This is a genomic window from Nocardioides sp., from assembly GCF_031397825.1.
Lineage (GTDB): Bacteria > Actinomycetota > Actinomycetes > Propionibacteriales > Nocardioidaceae > Nocardioides.
This window is the reverse complement of record NZ_JANNML010000088.1, coordinates 16,343-30,328: the sequence shown is the minus strand read 5'-3', so window position 1 is coordinate 30,328 and position 13,986 is coordinate 16,343. Positions and strand designations below refer to the sequence as shown.

The 13,986-nt window shown below is 69.0% G+C and carries 11 protein-coding genes; 10 read left to right on the top strand and 1 reads right to left on the bottom strand.

The genetic code is table 11. From position 1 onward, the window contains the following. On the top strand, positions 1-897 hold an 897-nt coding region (locus RMN98_RS07770), incomplete at its 5' end, for an ACT domain-containing protein (RefSeq protein ID WP_309648238.1). A gap of 36 nt (positions 898-933) precedes the next feature. On the opposite strand, the gene RMN98_RS07765 is transcribed toward RMN98_RS07770, so the two are convergent. Further along, positions 934-2,163 (bottom strand): DUF349 domain-containing protein, encoded by a 1,230-nt coding sequence (locus RMN98_RS07765; RefSeq protein WP_309648237.1) that lies wholly within the window; start codon positions 2,161-2,163, stop codon positions 934-936. A gap of 96 nt (positions 2,164-2,259) precedes the next feature. Between RMN98_RS07765 and RMN98_RS07760 the strand changes: the two genes are divergently transcribed. From RMN98_RS07760 to RMN98_RS07720, 9 genes are all read left to right on the top strand, one after another. After that, on the top strand, positions 2,260-2,931 hold the full coding sequence (locus tag RMN98_RS07760; protein WP_309648236.1) for an MBL fold metallo-hydrolase: 672 nt from the start codon (positions 2,260-2,262) through the stop codon (positions 2,929-2,931). Between the two features lies 1 nt (position 2,932). Then, positions 2,933-4,303 (top strand): histidine--tRNA ligase, encoded by a 1,371-nt coding sequence (gene hisS, locus RMN98_RS07755; protein ID WP_309648235.1) that lies wholly within the window; start codon positions 2,933-2,935, stop codon positions 4,301-4,303. Continuing rightward, on the top strand, positions 4,300-6,090 hold the full coding sequence (gene aspS / locus RMN98_RS07750) for an aspartate--tRNA ligase (RefSeq protein ID WP_309648234.1): 1,791 nt from the start codon (positions 4,300-4,302) through the stop codon (positions 6,088-6,090). The genes hisS and aspS overlap by 4 nt, the downstream gene beginning before the upstream one ends. A 209-nt stretch (positions 6,091-6,299) precedes the next feature. Beyond that, positions 6,300-7,280: an ABC transporter permease gene (locus RMN98_RS07745; protein WP_309648233.1), complete on the top strand. Its 981-nt coding sequence runs from the start codon at positions 6,300-6,302 to the stop codon at positions 7,278-7,280. A 76-nt stretch (positions 7,281-7,356) separates the two neighbouring features. Beyond that, entirely contained in the window at positions 7,357-9,102 is a 1,746-nt protein-coding gene (locus RMN98_RS07740) for an ABC transporter substrate-binding protein (RefSeq protein WP_309648232.1), read from the top strand. Positions 9,103-9,227: 125 nt separating this feature from the next. Beyond that, positions 9,228-10,235 carry an ABC transporter permease gene (locus tag RMN98_RS07735; protein ID WP_309648231.1) on the top strand — a complete coding sequence of 336 codons (1,008 nt, stop codon included), beginning with the start codon at positions 9,228-9,230 and terminating at the stop codon, positions 10,233-10,235. An 11-nt stretch (positions 10,236-10,246) separates the two neighbouring features. Then, the gene (locus RMN98_RS07730; protein ID WP_309648239.1) at positions 10,247-11,326 is read left to right on the top strand and encodes an ABC transporter ATP-binding protein; all 1,080 of its coding nucleotides are present in this window, start codon (positions 10,247-10,249) and stop codon (positions 11,324-11,326) included. 173 nt (positions 11,327-11,499) lie between these two features. Next, on the top strand, positions 11,500-12,606 hold the full coding sequence (locus RMN98_RS07725; RefSeq protein WP_397209108.1) for an ABC transporter ATP-binding protein: 1,107 nt from the start codon (positions 11,500-11,502) through the stop codon (positions 12,604-12,606). Continuing rightward, on the top strand, positions 12,581-13,969 hold the full coding sequence (locus tag RMN98_RS07720; protein WP_309648229.1) for a replication-associated recombination protein A: 1,389 nt from the start codon (positions 12,581-12,583) through the stop codon (positions 13,967-13,969). The genes RMN98_RS07725 and RMN98_RS07720 overlap by 26 nt, the downstream gene beginning before the upstream one ends. Positions 13,970-13,986: the final 17 nt, after the last annotated feature.

Below are 13,986 nucleotides of genomic sequence, written 5' to 3'. Positions count from 1 at the left end.
CGCCTGGTGCCGCTCGAGTCGACCCTCGAGAACGGCGACGTCATCGAGGTCTTCACCTCCAAGGCCGCCAACGCCGCTCCCTCCCAGGACTGGCTGACCTTCGTCCGCTCGCCCCGCGCCCGCTCCAAGATCCGCCACTGGTTCACCAAGGAGCGCCGCGAGGAGGCCATCGAGCAGGGCAAGGACCAGATCGCCAAGCTCATGCGCAAGGAGGGCCTGCCCCTCAAGCGGCTGCTGTCCCACGAGTCGCTCATGCAGGCGGCCGCCCACTTCAAGATCGCCGACGTGTCCGCGCTCTACGCGGCGGTCGGCGAGGGCAACCTCAGCGCCCAGGCCGTCGTACGACGGGTCATCGAGCTGCACGGCGGCGACGAGGGCGCGCAGGAGGACCTCGCGGAAGCGGTCACCATCACCGGCCGGCGTGGTCGCTCCAAGGTGTCCAGCGGCGGCGACTCCGGGGTCATCGTCAAGGGCTCACCCGACGTGTGGCTCAAGCTGGCCAAGTGCTGCACCCCGGTCCCGCCCGACGACATCCTCGGCTTCGTCACCAAGGGCGGGGGAGTCTCGGTGCACCGGCGTGACTGCACCAACGCCACGTCCCTGCTCCGTCAGCCCGAGAAGGTGCTCGAGGTCGAGTGGGCCCCGACGGGTCAGTCGACGTTCCTGGTCAACATCCAGGTCGAGGCCATCGACCGCGCCCGCCTGCTCTCCGACATCACGATGGTGCTCTCGGACGCCCACGTGAACATCCTCAGCGCCAACCTCTCCACGACCCGCGACCGGGTCGCCAAGAGCCGCTTCACCTTCCAGATGGCCGAGGCCAAGCACCTCGACACGGTGCTGAAGGCCGTCCGCGGTGTCCCGGGCGTCTTCGACGCCTACCGGATCACGCAGTAGCGCGTACGTCGCCGCTGGTCGAGCAGCTTTCGCTGCTCATCCGGAGAACTCGTCGGCGGCGCGCTTGGCCATCTCGAGGAACGCCTGACGGGAGGCGAGGTTCTCCTCGAGCTCCCTCACCTTCTTCTCGTTCCCACCGGCGCGGGCCTTCTCGAGGTCGGCCTCGACCCCGTTGATCGCGGCCTGGAGCTTGGCGACCATGTCGCCGGCCCGGGCGGACTTCTCGGGGTCGGACTTGCGCCACTGCTCTTCCTCGAGCCCCCGGATCGCCTGCTCGACGGTGCGCATGCGGCCCTCGAGGTCCTTCATGCGGTCGCGCGGGACCTTGCCCGCGGCGTCCCACTTGTCGGCGAGGTCGCGGAAGGCCCGCTTCGCGGCCTCGACGTCGGTCACGGGGAGCAGCCCCTCGGCCTCCAGGATCAGGGCGTCCTTGACCTCCGCGTTGGCGGCGAACTCCTGGTCGAGTGCGGCGTTGGCCGCGTCACGGGCCCCGAAGAACGCGTCCTGCGCGCCACGGAAGCGGGCCCACAGCTGGTCGTCGACGTCCTTGGGTGCCGGGCCGGCGGCCTTCCAGTCGCGCATGAGGTCGCGGTAGCGGCCGGCGGTGATGCCCCACTCGGTCGACGTGGAGAGCGACTCGGCCTCGGTGGCGAGGCGCTCCTTGACGACCCGCGCGGAGTCGCGCTTCTGGTCCTGCTCGGCGAAGTGGGACTTGCGGCGCCGGGTGTAGGCGGTGCGGGCGCCGGAGAAGCGCTTCCACAGCGAGTCGTCGGACGGGCGGTCGATGCGCGGCAGCGCCTTCCACTCGTCGAGGAGCTCACGCAGCTTGTTGGCGCCGTGACGCCAGTCGTTGCCCTCGGCGATCTTCTCGGCCGCGGCGACGAGCTTCTCCTTCTGCTCCTTCGCCTCGGCGGACTTCTTCGCCTTCTCGGCCCGCTTGACCGCACGCTGCTGGGCGATGACCGGTCCGAGCGAGTCCAGTCGACCGGTCAGACCGGCCAGGTCGCCGACCGCGTTCGCCTCGACCACCTGGGCGCGCACCATCTTGATCGACTCGGCCGCCTCGTCGGGACCGAGCACGCCCGAGCGCACGCGCTGGTCGAGCAGCGAGACCTCGGTCTCGAGCGCCAGGAAGCGGTCGGTGTAGAACTTCAGGGCTTCGTCGGGGGTCCCCACGGGGTACTGGCCCACGGAGCGTTCGCCCTCGGCGGTCTTCACGTAGACGGTGCCGTCGTCGCCGACGCGACCCCATTCGGTGCTCGTCACTGCCAGTCCCTCACTCGGTCGCCTGCATAGCAGTGGCCCACCCTAGTGCCAGAGACCGCCGAGGCGACCCCGTGTCGGTCTCGATAGTGTTACCGAGTGTTGATCGCCGGCTTTCCCGCAGGTCCTTGGGGCACCAACTGCTACGTCGCCGCCACCGGCCCGGGCAGCGAGTGCGTCGTCATCGACCCCGGCAAGGACGCCGCGGCCGGTGTCGCCGAGGTCGTGCGCGAGCACCGTCTCAAGCCCGTCGCGGTCCTGGTGACCCACGGCCACGTCGACCACATGTGGTGCGTCGCGCCCGTCGCCGGCACCTACGAGGCCACGGCGTGGATCCACCCCAGCGACCGCCACCTGCTCAGCGACCCGATGGCCGGCATGTCCCGCGAGAGCACCGCGATGCTCCTGGGGGGCGACTACACCTGGGCCGAGCCCGACGACGTGCGGGAGCTGAGCGACACCCAGGTCCTCGAGCTCGCCGGGCTCGGCTTCGTCGTCGACCACACCCCAGGGCACACCGAGGGGTCGGTCACCTTCCGCACGCCCTACGACCAGGCCGACATCTCGGAGGTGATGTTCTCCGGTGACCTGCTCTTCGCCGGGTCCATCGGCCGCACCGACCTCCCCGGGGGCGACCACCCGACGATGCTGCGCAGCCTCGCGCAGAAGGTCCTCCCGCTCGCCGACGACATCGTGGTCCTGCCCGGCCACGGCGAGCAGACCTCCATCGGTCGCGAGCGCGTCACCAACCCCTACCTCCAGGACCTCTGAGATGGCCAAGACACCCCCGCGTGGGCCGCTCAGCGGTTTCCCCGAGCTGCTCCCGGAGCAGCGTTTCGTCGAGCAGCAGGTCATCGACACCCTGCGCCACGTCTTCGAGCTGCACGGCTTCGCCGGCATCGAGACCCGTGCCGTCGAGCCGCTGGACCAGCTGCTGCGCAAGGGCGACACCTCCAAGGAGGTCTACCTCCTGCGTCGTCTCCACGAGGAGTCGGCCGAGGGGCACGCCGGGCTGGGGCTGCACTTCGACCTGACCGTGCCCTTCGCCCGCTACGTCCTGGAGAACGCCGGCAGGCTGGCCTTCCCGTTCCGTCGCTACCAGGTGCAGAAGGCCTGGCGCGGTGAGCGTCCCCAGGAGGGCCGGTTCCGCGAGTTCACCCAGGCCGACATCGACATCGTGGGGCGCGACTCGCTCGCCTTCCACCACGACATCGAGGTCACCCGCGTCATGGTCGACGCCCTCACGCGCCTGGACTTCCTGCCCGCCTTCCGCCTGCAGGTCAACAACCGCAAGCTCATCCAGGGCTTCTACGCCGGCCTCGGCCTGGGCGCCGACGACACCGACGAGGTCATGCGCCTGGTCGACAAGCTCGACAAGCTGCCCGTCGAGAAGGTGCGTGAGCTGCTGCTGTCCGACGCGGGCATCTCCGGCGCCGACGCCGACAAGGTGCTCGAGCTCGCCACGATCCGCTCCGACGACGACGGCTTCGTCGGACAGGTGCGCGCGCTCGGGGTCGAGCACGAGCTCCTCGACGAGGGCCTGGCCGAGCTGGCCGAGCTCGTGCGTGGCTGCACCGACCTGGTCTCCGACCGGGTGCGGGTCACCGCCGACCTCTCGATCGCGCGCGGCCTGGACTACTACACCGGCACCGTCTTCGAGACCCGCCTCGACGGCTACGAGTCGATGGGGTCCATCTGCTCCGGAGGTCGCTACGACGCGCTCGCCAGCGACGGCCGCACGACGTACCCCGGCGTCGGCATCTCCCTCGGCGTCAGCCGGGTCGTCGTCCCGCTGCTGGCCCGCACCGGCCTGACCGCGTCGCGCTCGGTGCCCAGTGCGGTGCTCGTGGCGGTCGTGGACGAGGACGGCCGGCCCACGAGCGGCGCGGTCGCCGACAGCCTGCGCCGTCGTGACATCGCCTGCGAGGTCGCGCCCGACGCGGCCAAGTTCGGCAAGCAGATCCGCTACGCCGAGCGGCGTGGCATCCCCTTCGTCTGGTTCACCACGACGACCGACGACGGCACCGTGACCCACGAGGTCAAGGACATCCGATCGGGGGAGCAGGTGAGCGCCGACCCGGCCGCCTGGACCCCACCCACCGACGACCTGCGACCGCAGGTCCTCTTGAAGGAGCAGCAGTGATCCGCACCCATGACGCCGGCGCCCTCCGCGCCGAGCACGTCGGCCAGACCGTCACCCTCGCCGGCTGGGTGGCCAAGCGCCGCGATCACGGCGGCGTGGCCTTCCTCGACCTGCGCGAGGCCAGCGGGGTCGTCCAGGTCGTCGTGCGCGACGAGGCCGTGGCCCACGCGCTGCGCAGCGAGTTCTGCATCAAGGTGACCGGCCAGGTCGGCGCCCGTCCCGAGGGCAACGCCAACCCGAGCCTGCCCTCCGGCGAGATCGAGGTCATCGCCAAGGACCTCGAGGTCCTCAGCGCTTCCGCCCCGCTGCCGTTCCCGATCGACGACGCTGGCCACCATGGGGGGGACGTGGGGGAGGAGGCGCGCCTCAAGCACCGCTACCTCGACCTGCGTCGCAGCGGCCCCAACGCGGCCCTGCGTCTGCGCTCCAAGATCAACAAGGCCGCGCGCGACGTGCTCGACGCCCACGACTTCGTCGAGGTCGAGACTCCGACGCTGACCCGTTCGACCCCCGAGGGCGCCCGGGACTTCCTGGTGCCCGCCCGCCTCCAGCCGGGCAGCTGGTACGCCCTGCCCCAGAGCCCCCAGCTCTTCAAGCAGCTGCTGATGGTCGCGGGCATGGAGCGCTACTTCCAGATCGCGCGCTGCTACCGCGACGAGGACTTCCGCGCCGACCGGCAGCCGGAGTTCACCCAGCTCGACATCGAGATGAGCTTCGTGGACCAGGAGGACGTCATCGAGCTCATGGAGGACGTGCTGGCCGCCATGTGGAAGCTCATCGACGTCGAGATCCCGCGTCCGCTCCCGCGCATGACCTACGCCGAGGCCATGCGTCGCTTCGGCTCCGACAAGCCCGACCTGCGCATGGGCCTCGAGCTGGTCGAGTGCACCGACTACTTCAAGGAGACGCCCTTCCGCGTCTTCCAGGCGCCGTACGTCGGGGCCGTCGTCATGCCCGGCGGTGCCAGCCAGCCGCGCAAGAAGCTCGACGCGTGGCAGGAGTGGGCCAAGCAGCGCGGCGCCAAGGGCCTGGCCTACGTGCTGGTCCAGGAGGACGGAGAGCTGACCGGACCCGTGTCCAAGAACATCACCGACGAGGAGAAGGCCGGCCTCGCCGCCCACGTCGGCGCCGCGCCCGGCGACTGCATCTTCTTCGCGGCCGGCGCCGCCACGTCGAGCCGTGCCCTCCTGGGCGCCGCGCGCCTGGAGATCGGTCGCCGAGGCGAGCTGATCGACGAGAGCGCCTTCGCGTTCACCTGGGTCGTCGACGCCCCGATGTTCGAGCCCAGCTCGGATGCCGTCGAGAGCGGCGACGTCGCGGTCGGTGCCGGTGCCTGGACGGCGGTGCACCACGCGTTCACCGGCCCCAAGCCGGAGTTCGCCGACACCTTCGACACCGACCCGGGCAGCGCCCTGGCCTACGCCTACGACATCGTCTGCAACGGCAACGAGCTCGGCGGTGGCTCGATCCGGATCCACCGCGAGGACGTGCAGAGGCGGGTCTTCGCGGTGATGGGTCTCAGCGAGGCCGAGTCCCAGGAGAAGTTCGGCTTCCTGCTCGACGCCTTCAAGTTCGGCGCACCCCCGCACGGCGGCATCGCCGTGGGCATGGACCGCATCTGCGCGATGCTGGCCGGCACCGACTCGATCCGCGACGTCATCGCCTTCCCGAAGTCCGGTGGCGGCTTCGACCCGCTCACCGCCGCACCCGCGCCGATCACTGCGGCACAGCGCAAGGAAGCCGGTGTGGATGCCGTTGCAGAGAAGGAATCTGCGACCAGTTCTTGAGGCGCAAGAGAAACCATTGGACAAACGGGCTGAGACCAGATCGTTACGCGGGGGAGACCCGTAGTGCGCGCTGTGTCACATAGAGTCCGGGACGGCGCACAGGGCGCACCCGGGACGATCTTCCGGTCCGCCGAACGAGTGGCAGCAGACACTGCCTGGACGAGGTGAGCATGTCGACACCCACGATGGGGTCCGAGACTCTCGGACACTTGAGTGACGAAGCGGATCCTGACGACGCAGTCGCCAAGACCCCGGTGTCGGGCAAGTCGCCTCTGGCGATCGCTGCTGGCCGCCTGCGGCGCGACAAGGTCGCCATGGCCTGCCTCACGATCGTCCTCTTCTTCGTGCTGATCGCGATCTTCGCCGGCCAGCTCGCCTCGCTGTTCAACGTGACGACCCAGCCGGGCAACCCGTCGCAGCAGCTCGACTTCATCAACGACGGCATGCCGCTGAAGGGCCCGCCCCACAACGGCTTCGACCCCGAGCACCCGTTCGGCATCGCGCCCAAGACGGCCAAGGACAACCTGGCCAGCTGGCTCTACGGCGCGCGCACGTCGATGCTCATCGCGACGTCGGCCACCGTCGTGGCCTCCATCGTGGGGGTCGTGCTCGGCCTGGTCGCCGGGTTCGTGGGCGGCGCCGTCGACAAGGTCATCTCGTTCATCACCGACCTGTTCCTGACGCTGCCGTTCCTGCTGATGGCTCTGGTGATCGCGCCGATCCTCAACGAGCGCTTCGCGCTGACGCCTGATCGCTACCAGACCATGCAGGTCGTGTCGCTGATCGGCATCCTCGCTGCCTTCGGCTGGATGGGCATCGCGCGCCTCGTGCGCGGCGAGGTCCTCTCCCTGCGCGAGCGCGAGTTCATCCTCTCCGCGCGGGTGATCGGCATGCCGACCTCGCGGATCATGGTCAAGGAGCTGCTGCCCAACCTGGTGGCGCCGATCGTGGTCGCGGTGTCGCTCATGCTGCCGGCGTTCATCGCCGCCGAGGCCGGCCTCGCCTTCCTCGGGGTCGGCATCACCCAGGGCGAGTCGTGGGGCCAGACGATCCTGCTGGCCAGCGCCTACTTCGAGCTCTACCCGCTCTACCTCTGGGAGCCCCTGCTCGGCATCGTCGTGCTGGTGCTCGCCCTCAACCTCCTCGGCGACGCGATCCGCGACGCCGTCGATCCCAAGACCCGACGCTAGGCGTCGGTTTCTCCCCCAGATGTTGTCGCGGGCTGGGGCCTGTGGCACGGATGAAGAAGAGAAAGGCTGGACAACCATGAAGCGCACCAAGTCGCTTGCCGTTGTCGCAGGCTTCGCCATGGTCACGCTTGCGGCCTGTGGTGGAGACGGCGGAGGCGGAAACGCAGGGGGCAACAACCCCAGCGAGTTCATCAACCCGGAGTCAGAGTTCGGGAAGGTCGCCGACGCTGAGGGGCCCGCCCCCGAGGTCGAGGGCGCCACCACCGGTGGCACCATCACCGTCGCCATCCCCGGCGACCCCGGTCCGGAGGACCTCGACCCCGCCAACGGCTGGTCCGTCCTCGGCAACTCGATCCAGCAGGCGCTCACGCACCGGTCGCTGGTCCAGTTCCGTCGTGACCAGGAGACCGGCGCGATGGAGCTCGTGCCCGACCTCGCCACCGACCTCGGTCGTCCCAACGAGGACTTCACCGAGTGGACGTTCACCATCAAGGACGTCAACTGGGAGAACGGCAACCCGATCACCGCCGAGGAGGTCAAGTACGGCGTCGAGCGCACCTTCGACTCCGAGACCTTCACCTCGGGCCCCGGCCAGGTCTACTCCGTGTCGAACTTCGACTGCGGCGAGGGCTACACCGGTCCGCAGGACGGTGACTGCCCCGGCATCACGGTCGACGGCCAGGACATCACGTTCAAGATGCAGGGTCCCTTCCCGGACATGGACTTCTGGTCCACCTTCATGGCGATCGGCCCGATCCCGCTCGAGAACTCCGAGTTCCCGGCCTACGGTCGCATGCCTCTCTCCAGCGGCCCCTACAAGATCAAGGAGTTCCGCGTCAACGAGTCGCTGACCCTTGAGAAGAACCCCGAGTGGGACGCTGCGTCCGACCCGGCCCGTCACCAGTACGCCGACGAGTGGGTCTTCAAGTTCGACCAGGACCAGGAGAAGACCGACCAGCTGCTGCTGAGCGACTCTGCCGACGCGCAGACCACCGTCTCCAACGGCCTCGGTGCGACCAACGTCGCCGCGCTGCGCGACGCCCTGGGCGACAACTTCATCCAGCAGACCGGTCAGTGCGTCAGCTACCGCACGCCTGACTACACCAAGATCACCGACGTCAACATCCGCAAGGCGATCGCCTGGGGCTACGACTTCGAGAACATCGTCCTCGCGGGCGGCAACATCCCCGGTGTGACCCGGATCCCCGCCAGCACGATCATGCCTCCGGGCATGTCGGGCCGCAAGGAGTACTTCCCGGACGGTGAGCAGTTCACCTACGACCCCGAGAAGGCCAAGGCCCTCCTCGCGGAGGCCGGTGAAGAGGGCTACAAGCTGACCTTCATCTATGACGACTCCGACGCCGAGGCCAAGGCCGCGGCCGAGCAGGAGAAGAAGGGCTACGAGAACGCCGGCTTCACCGTCGAGATGATCCCCTACCAGGAGGACGCCTACGCCCTCTGGGACGACGCCGAGAGCCCGATCAACGCCAAGCTCAACCTGCGCTCGGTCAACTGGTGCTCGGACTGGCCGTCCGCGTCCACGATGATCCCGCCGCTGGTCCAGAGCGGTCAGCCCTACAACACGTCGTACTTCTCGGAGACCGAGGTGGACGACCGCATCAAGGAGATCGCCACCCTGCCTCTCGAGGACCAGGCTCCGGCCTGGGGCGACCTGGACGAGCTCATCGGCACCAAGTACTTCCCGATGATCCCGACCGCCTACCGCAACGACCTGTTCGGCGCGGGCAGCAAGATCGGTGGCTTCACGGGTGACGCCGCCATGAGCGCGATCTACTACAAGGACCTCTTCGTCATCCAGTGACGTAGGTTCCTGAGCTAGATCCGTTCGCAACGGACACAGGATGGGGGTCGGGCCTCGGCCCGGCCCCCATCTGGTCCGCTCGTCTCCAGCCCCGTGGAGTGCTTCCACGTGAGAGGTTCGCAGCGATGTTCGCCTACATCATCAAGCGCCTGATCTCCGGCGTGGTCGTCGTCATCTTGGTGTCGATGGCTGTCTTCGCCCTGTTCTGGTTCGGTCCCGAGGACCCGGCCCGACCGATCTGCAACCAGCAGACGGGCAACCGGTGCACGCCTGATCGCCTCGAGAACTTCGAGGAGCAGATGGGCTACAACAACGGGATCGTCTCCGAGTACGGCGCCTACGCCAAGGGGATCTTCACCGGGCGCCAGATGGAGATCGGCAAGACCCAGATCGACTGCGACGCCCCCTGCCTGGGCTACTCCCACCGGACCTTCAACCTGGTCTGGGAGGAGCTCATCGACCGGATCCCGGCCACCATCTCGGTGGCGGCCGGCGGTGCTGTCCTCTACCTCCTGCTCGGCGTCCCCATCGGCGTCGCCGCCGCGCGAAGACGCGGCACGCTCGGTGACAAGCTCCTCGTGAGCTCGTTCCTCGTCATCAGCTCGGTGCCCTACTACCTCTTCGCCCTCCTGGCATGGCTCTACTTCACCCTCATCTGGCAGGTGCCGATCCTCGGTGACAGCGGCTACACGCCCATCACCGACAACCCCGCCAAGTGGTTCGCCGGACTGCTCCTCCCGTGGTTGTGCCTGGGCATCTTCGGCTGCACCCAATACACGCGCTACACCCGTGGTGCCATGGTCGAGACGCTGAGCGAGGACTACATCCGCACCGCCAAGGCCAAGGGCCTGGCGCCGAGCACCGTCGTCTACCGCCACGGCCTGCGCAGCGCGCTCGTGCCCGTCGTGACCGTCTTCGGCATCGACCTCGGCGTGCTGCTCGCCGGGACGATCTTCACCGAGCGGATCTTCGAGATCCAGGGCATCGGACGCTGGGGGCTCCAAGCCGTCCAGAGCTTCGACCTCCCGGTCGTCTCCGCCACGGCCCTCTTCGGCGCCATCATCATCGTCATCAGCAACCTGATCGTCGACGTCATCTACAGCGTGCTCGACCCGCGAGTGAGGCTTTCGTGACCACCCACAGCATGCCGTCGTCGAGCATCGGCGACGGCGATCCCGACGCGTTCCTCGTCGTCGAGGACCTCAACGTCGAGTTCCCCACCCCCGACGGGCCCGTGCGTGCCGTCAAGGACCTCAGCTACCGTGTCGGCCTGGGCCAGACCCTCGGCATCGTGGGCGAGTCCGGCTCGGGCAAGTCCGTGTCGTCGATGGCCGTCCTCGGCCTGCACGACCCGCAACGCTCCACGATCACCGGATCGATCAAGATCGGTGGCCAGGAGGTCGTCGGGCTCAACGAGCCCGGCATGCGCAAGCTGCGCGGCAACTCGGTCTCGATGATCTTCCAGGACGCGCTCGCCGCTCTGCACCCCTTCTACCGGGTCGGCGCCCAGCTCGGTGAGGCCTACCAGGTCCACCACTCCTCGGCGTCCAAGCGCGATGCCCGTCGCAAGTCGATCGAGATGCTCGACCGGGTCGGCATCCCGCAGCCCGACAAGCGGGTGGACGACTTCCCACACCAGTTCTCCGGCGGCATGCGCCAACGCGCCATGATCGCGATGGGCCTGATCAACGACCCGTCGCTGCTGATCGCCGACGAGCCCACGACGGCCCTCGACGTGACGGTGCAGGCGCAGATCCTCGACCTGCTCCAGGACCTCCAGCGCGAGTTCAACTCAGCGGTCATCATCATCACCCACGACCTCGGCGTCATCGCCGAGATGGCCGACGACGTCCTGGTGATGTACGCCGGCCGCGCGGTCGAGTACGGCCCCTGCAAGGAGATCCTGATCGCGCCGGAGATGCCCTACACGTGGGGTCTGCTCTCCAGCATCCCCGATGTCACGGCCGACACCGACGCGCGCCTGATCCCGATCCCGGGCAACCCGCCGAGCCTGCTGTCGCCGCCGAGCGGCTGCTCGTTCCACCCGCGGTGCGCCCACGTCGACAAGGTGCCCGGCGCCCTGTGTGCGACGACGCTGCCCGAGCTGCTGCCCGGGGGGCGCGGCCCCCACCACCTCAAGCGATGCCACCTGGCCGATCCCGCCGAGATCTTCCGTAGGGAAGTCCTCGTCGAGATCGCGCCCGAGCTGGTGGAGGACAACTGATGGCCGAGCAGGACACCACGACCGACGACCTCACCCCCGAGGGGCACCCGGGCGAGGCCGAGCCTCAGCTCAAGCCCCTGGTCGCCAGCTTCGACGAGCTCGCCGCGCAGGCCCACACGGCTGCGCAGCTCGATCTCTCCCGCGGCTCCGTGCTGGAGGTCGACAACCTCAAGATGTACTTCCCGGTCAAGGCCGGTGGGCTGATCCGCCGCAAGGTCGGCGACGTGCAGGCCGTGGACGGTGTCTCGTTCCAGGTCCCGCGCGGCGGCTCCTTGGGCCTGGTCGGGGAGTCCGGGTGCGGCAAGTCGACGACCGGTCGTCTGATCACCCGGCTCTACGAGCCCACCGGTGGTCGCATCCTCTTCGAGGACCGCGACATGGCGAAGATGAAGAACAAGGAGCTCAAGCCCCTGCGGCGCGAGGTCCAGATGATCTTCCAGGACCCCTACACCTCGCTCAACCCGCGCCACACGGTCGGCTCGATCATCGGTGCGCCCCTCGAGGTCCACAAGGTCGTGTCCAAGGACAAGATCCTGCCGCGGGTGCAGGAGCTCCTCGAGATCGTCGGGCTCAACCCCGAGCACTACAACCGCTATCCCAACGAGTTCTCCGGTGGCCAGCGCCAACGCATCGGCATCGCCCGTGCCCTGACGCTCAACCCCAAGCTCCTCGTGGCCGACGAGCCCGTCTCCGCCCTGGACGTGTCCATCCAGGCGCAGGTCATCAACCTGCTCCAGGACATCCAGAAGGAGTTCGACGTCGCGTTCCTCTTCATCGCCCACGACCTCGCCGTCGTGCGTCACTTCTGCCCCGAGGTGGCGGTGATGTACCTCGGCAAGATCGTCGAGATCGGTGACCGGGACAGCATCTACGCCAACGCCCACCACCCCTACACGCAGGCTCTGCTCTCCGCGGTCCCGGACGTCAAGCAGGCCGCCATCGGCGGCCGGCGTGAGCGGATCCGGCTCGAGGGCGACGTCCCCAGCCCCATCAACCCCCCGTCGGGCTGCCGCTTCCGCACCCGCTGCCCCATCGCCCAGGAGATCTGCGCCAAGCACGAGCCGCCGCTCCTGCAGATCGGCAAGCGTCACAAGGTCGCCTGCCACTTCCCGGGGCCGATCAACCAGCACCCGGACAAGCCCATCACCGCGCGCCTCATCGGCACCGACGACACCGGCAGCCCCGACCCCGGTGCCACGCCGAGCTCGCAGATCGCCAACAAGCCGGGCTACGACGACACCTGGTACGACTTGGATGCGAAGACGTTTGGACGAGCCTGACGGCCTGTTCGACACACCGGTCGACACACCGGGGAAGCCGACGTCCCGCGCGGGCGCCGGCTCCCTGGCGGGCAACACGCACTCCTCCGCACCGCTCGCGGTGCGGATGCGCCCGCGCACGCTCGAGGAGCTCGTCGGCCAGGCTCAGCTGCGGGCGCCGGGGTCGCCGCTGCGTCAGCTGATCGAGGGCGACCAGTCGATGTCCCTGCTGCTGTGGGGTCCGCCCGGCACCGGCAAGACGACGATCGCCGCGATCCTGAGCCAGCAGACCGACCGGCGCTTCGTCGAGGTCTCGGCCGTGTCCGCCGGGGTCAAGGAGGTCCGCGCCGCGATCGACGGTGCACGCTCCGAGCTGGTCAACGCCGGGCGCGAGACGGTGCTCTTCGTCGACGAGGTGCACCGCTTCAGCAAGGCCCAGCAGGACGCCCTGCTGCCCGGGGTCGAGAACCGCTGGGTGACCCTGGTCGCCGCGACGACCGAGAACCCGTTCTTCTCGGTCATCTCCCCGTTGCTCTCCCGCAGCCTGCTCCTGCGCCTGGAGTCGCTCACCGACGACGACGTGCGACGGGTGCTCGACGACGCACTCACCGACGAGCGGGGCCTGGGCGGCCGCTTCACCGTCGAGCCCGAGGCGCTCGACCACCTGGTCCGCCTCGCCGGGGGCGATGCTCGCCGGTCCCTGACCTACCTGGAGGCCGCGACAGGTGCCGCCGTGGCGCGGGGGAGCGACGTCGTCGACCTGTCGGTCGCCGAGACCGCCGTGGACCAGGCCGCGGTCCGCTACGACCGCCAGGGCGACCAGCACTACGACGTGACCAGCGCCTTCATCAAGTCGATCCGGGGCTCCGACGCCGACGCCGCCATGCACTACCTCGCCCGGATGATGGAGGCCGGCGAGGACCCACGCTTCATCGCCCGGCGCCTGGTGATCCTGGCCAGCGAGGACATCGGCCTGGCCGACCCGACCGCGCTCACCACGGCGGTCGCGGCTGCGCAGGCCGTGCAGCTGATCGGGATGCCTGAGGCGAGCTTCAACCTCGCCCACGCCACGATCGCGCTCGCCGTGGCGCCCAAGTCCAACGCCGTGACCCTGGCGCTGTCCGCCGCCACCGCCGACGTCCGCGCCGGCACGATCGGGCCCGTCCCCTCGCACCTGCGCGACGCGCACTACTCGGGAGCCACGAAGCTCGGGCACGGTGCGACGTACAAGTACAGCCACGACGAGCCCTACGGCGTCGCCGAGCAGCAGTACGCCCCCGACGTGGTGCTGGACCGCGACTACTACCGGCCCACGAGCCTCGGTGCCGAAGCCCAGGTCAAGGAGCGTTGGGAGCGCATCCGACGGCTGATCCGCGGCTCTTAGCGCCACGATAGGGTCGG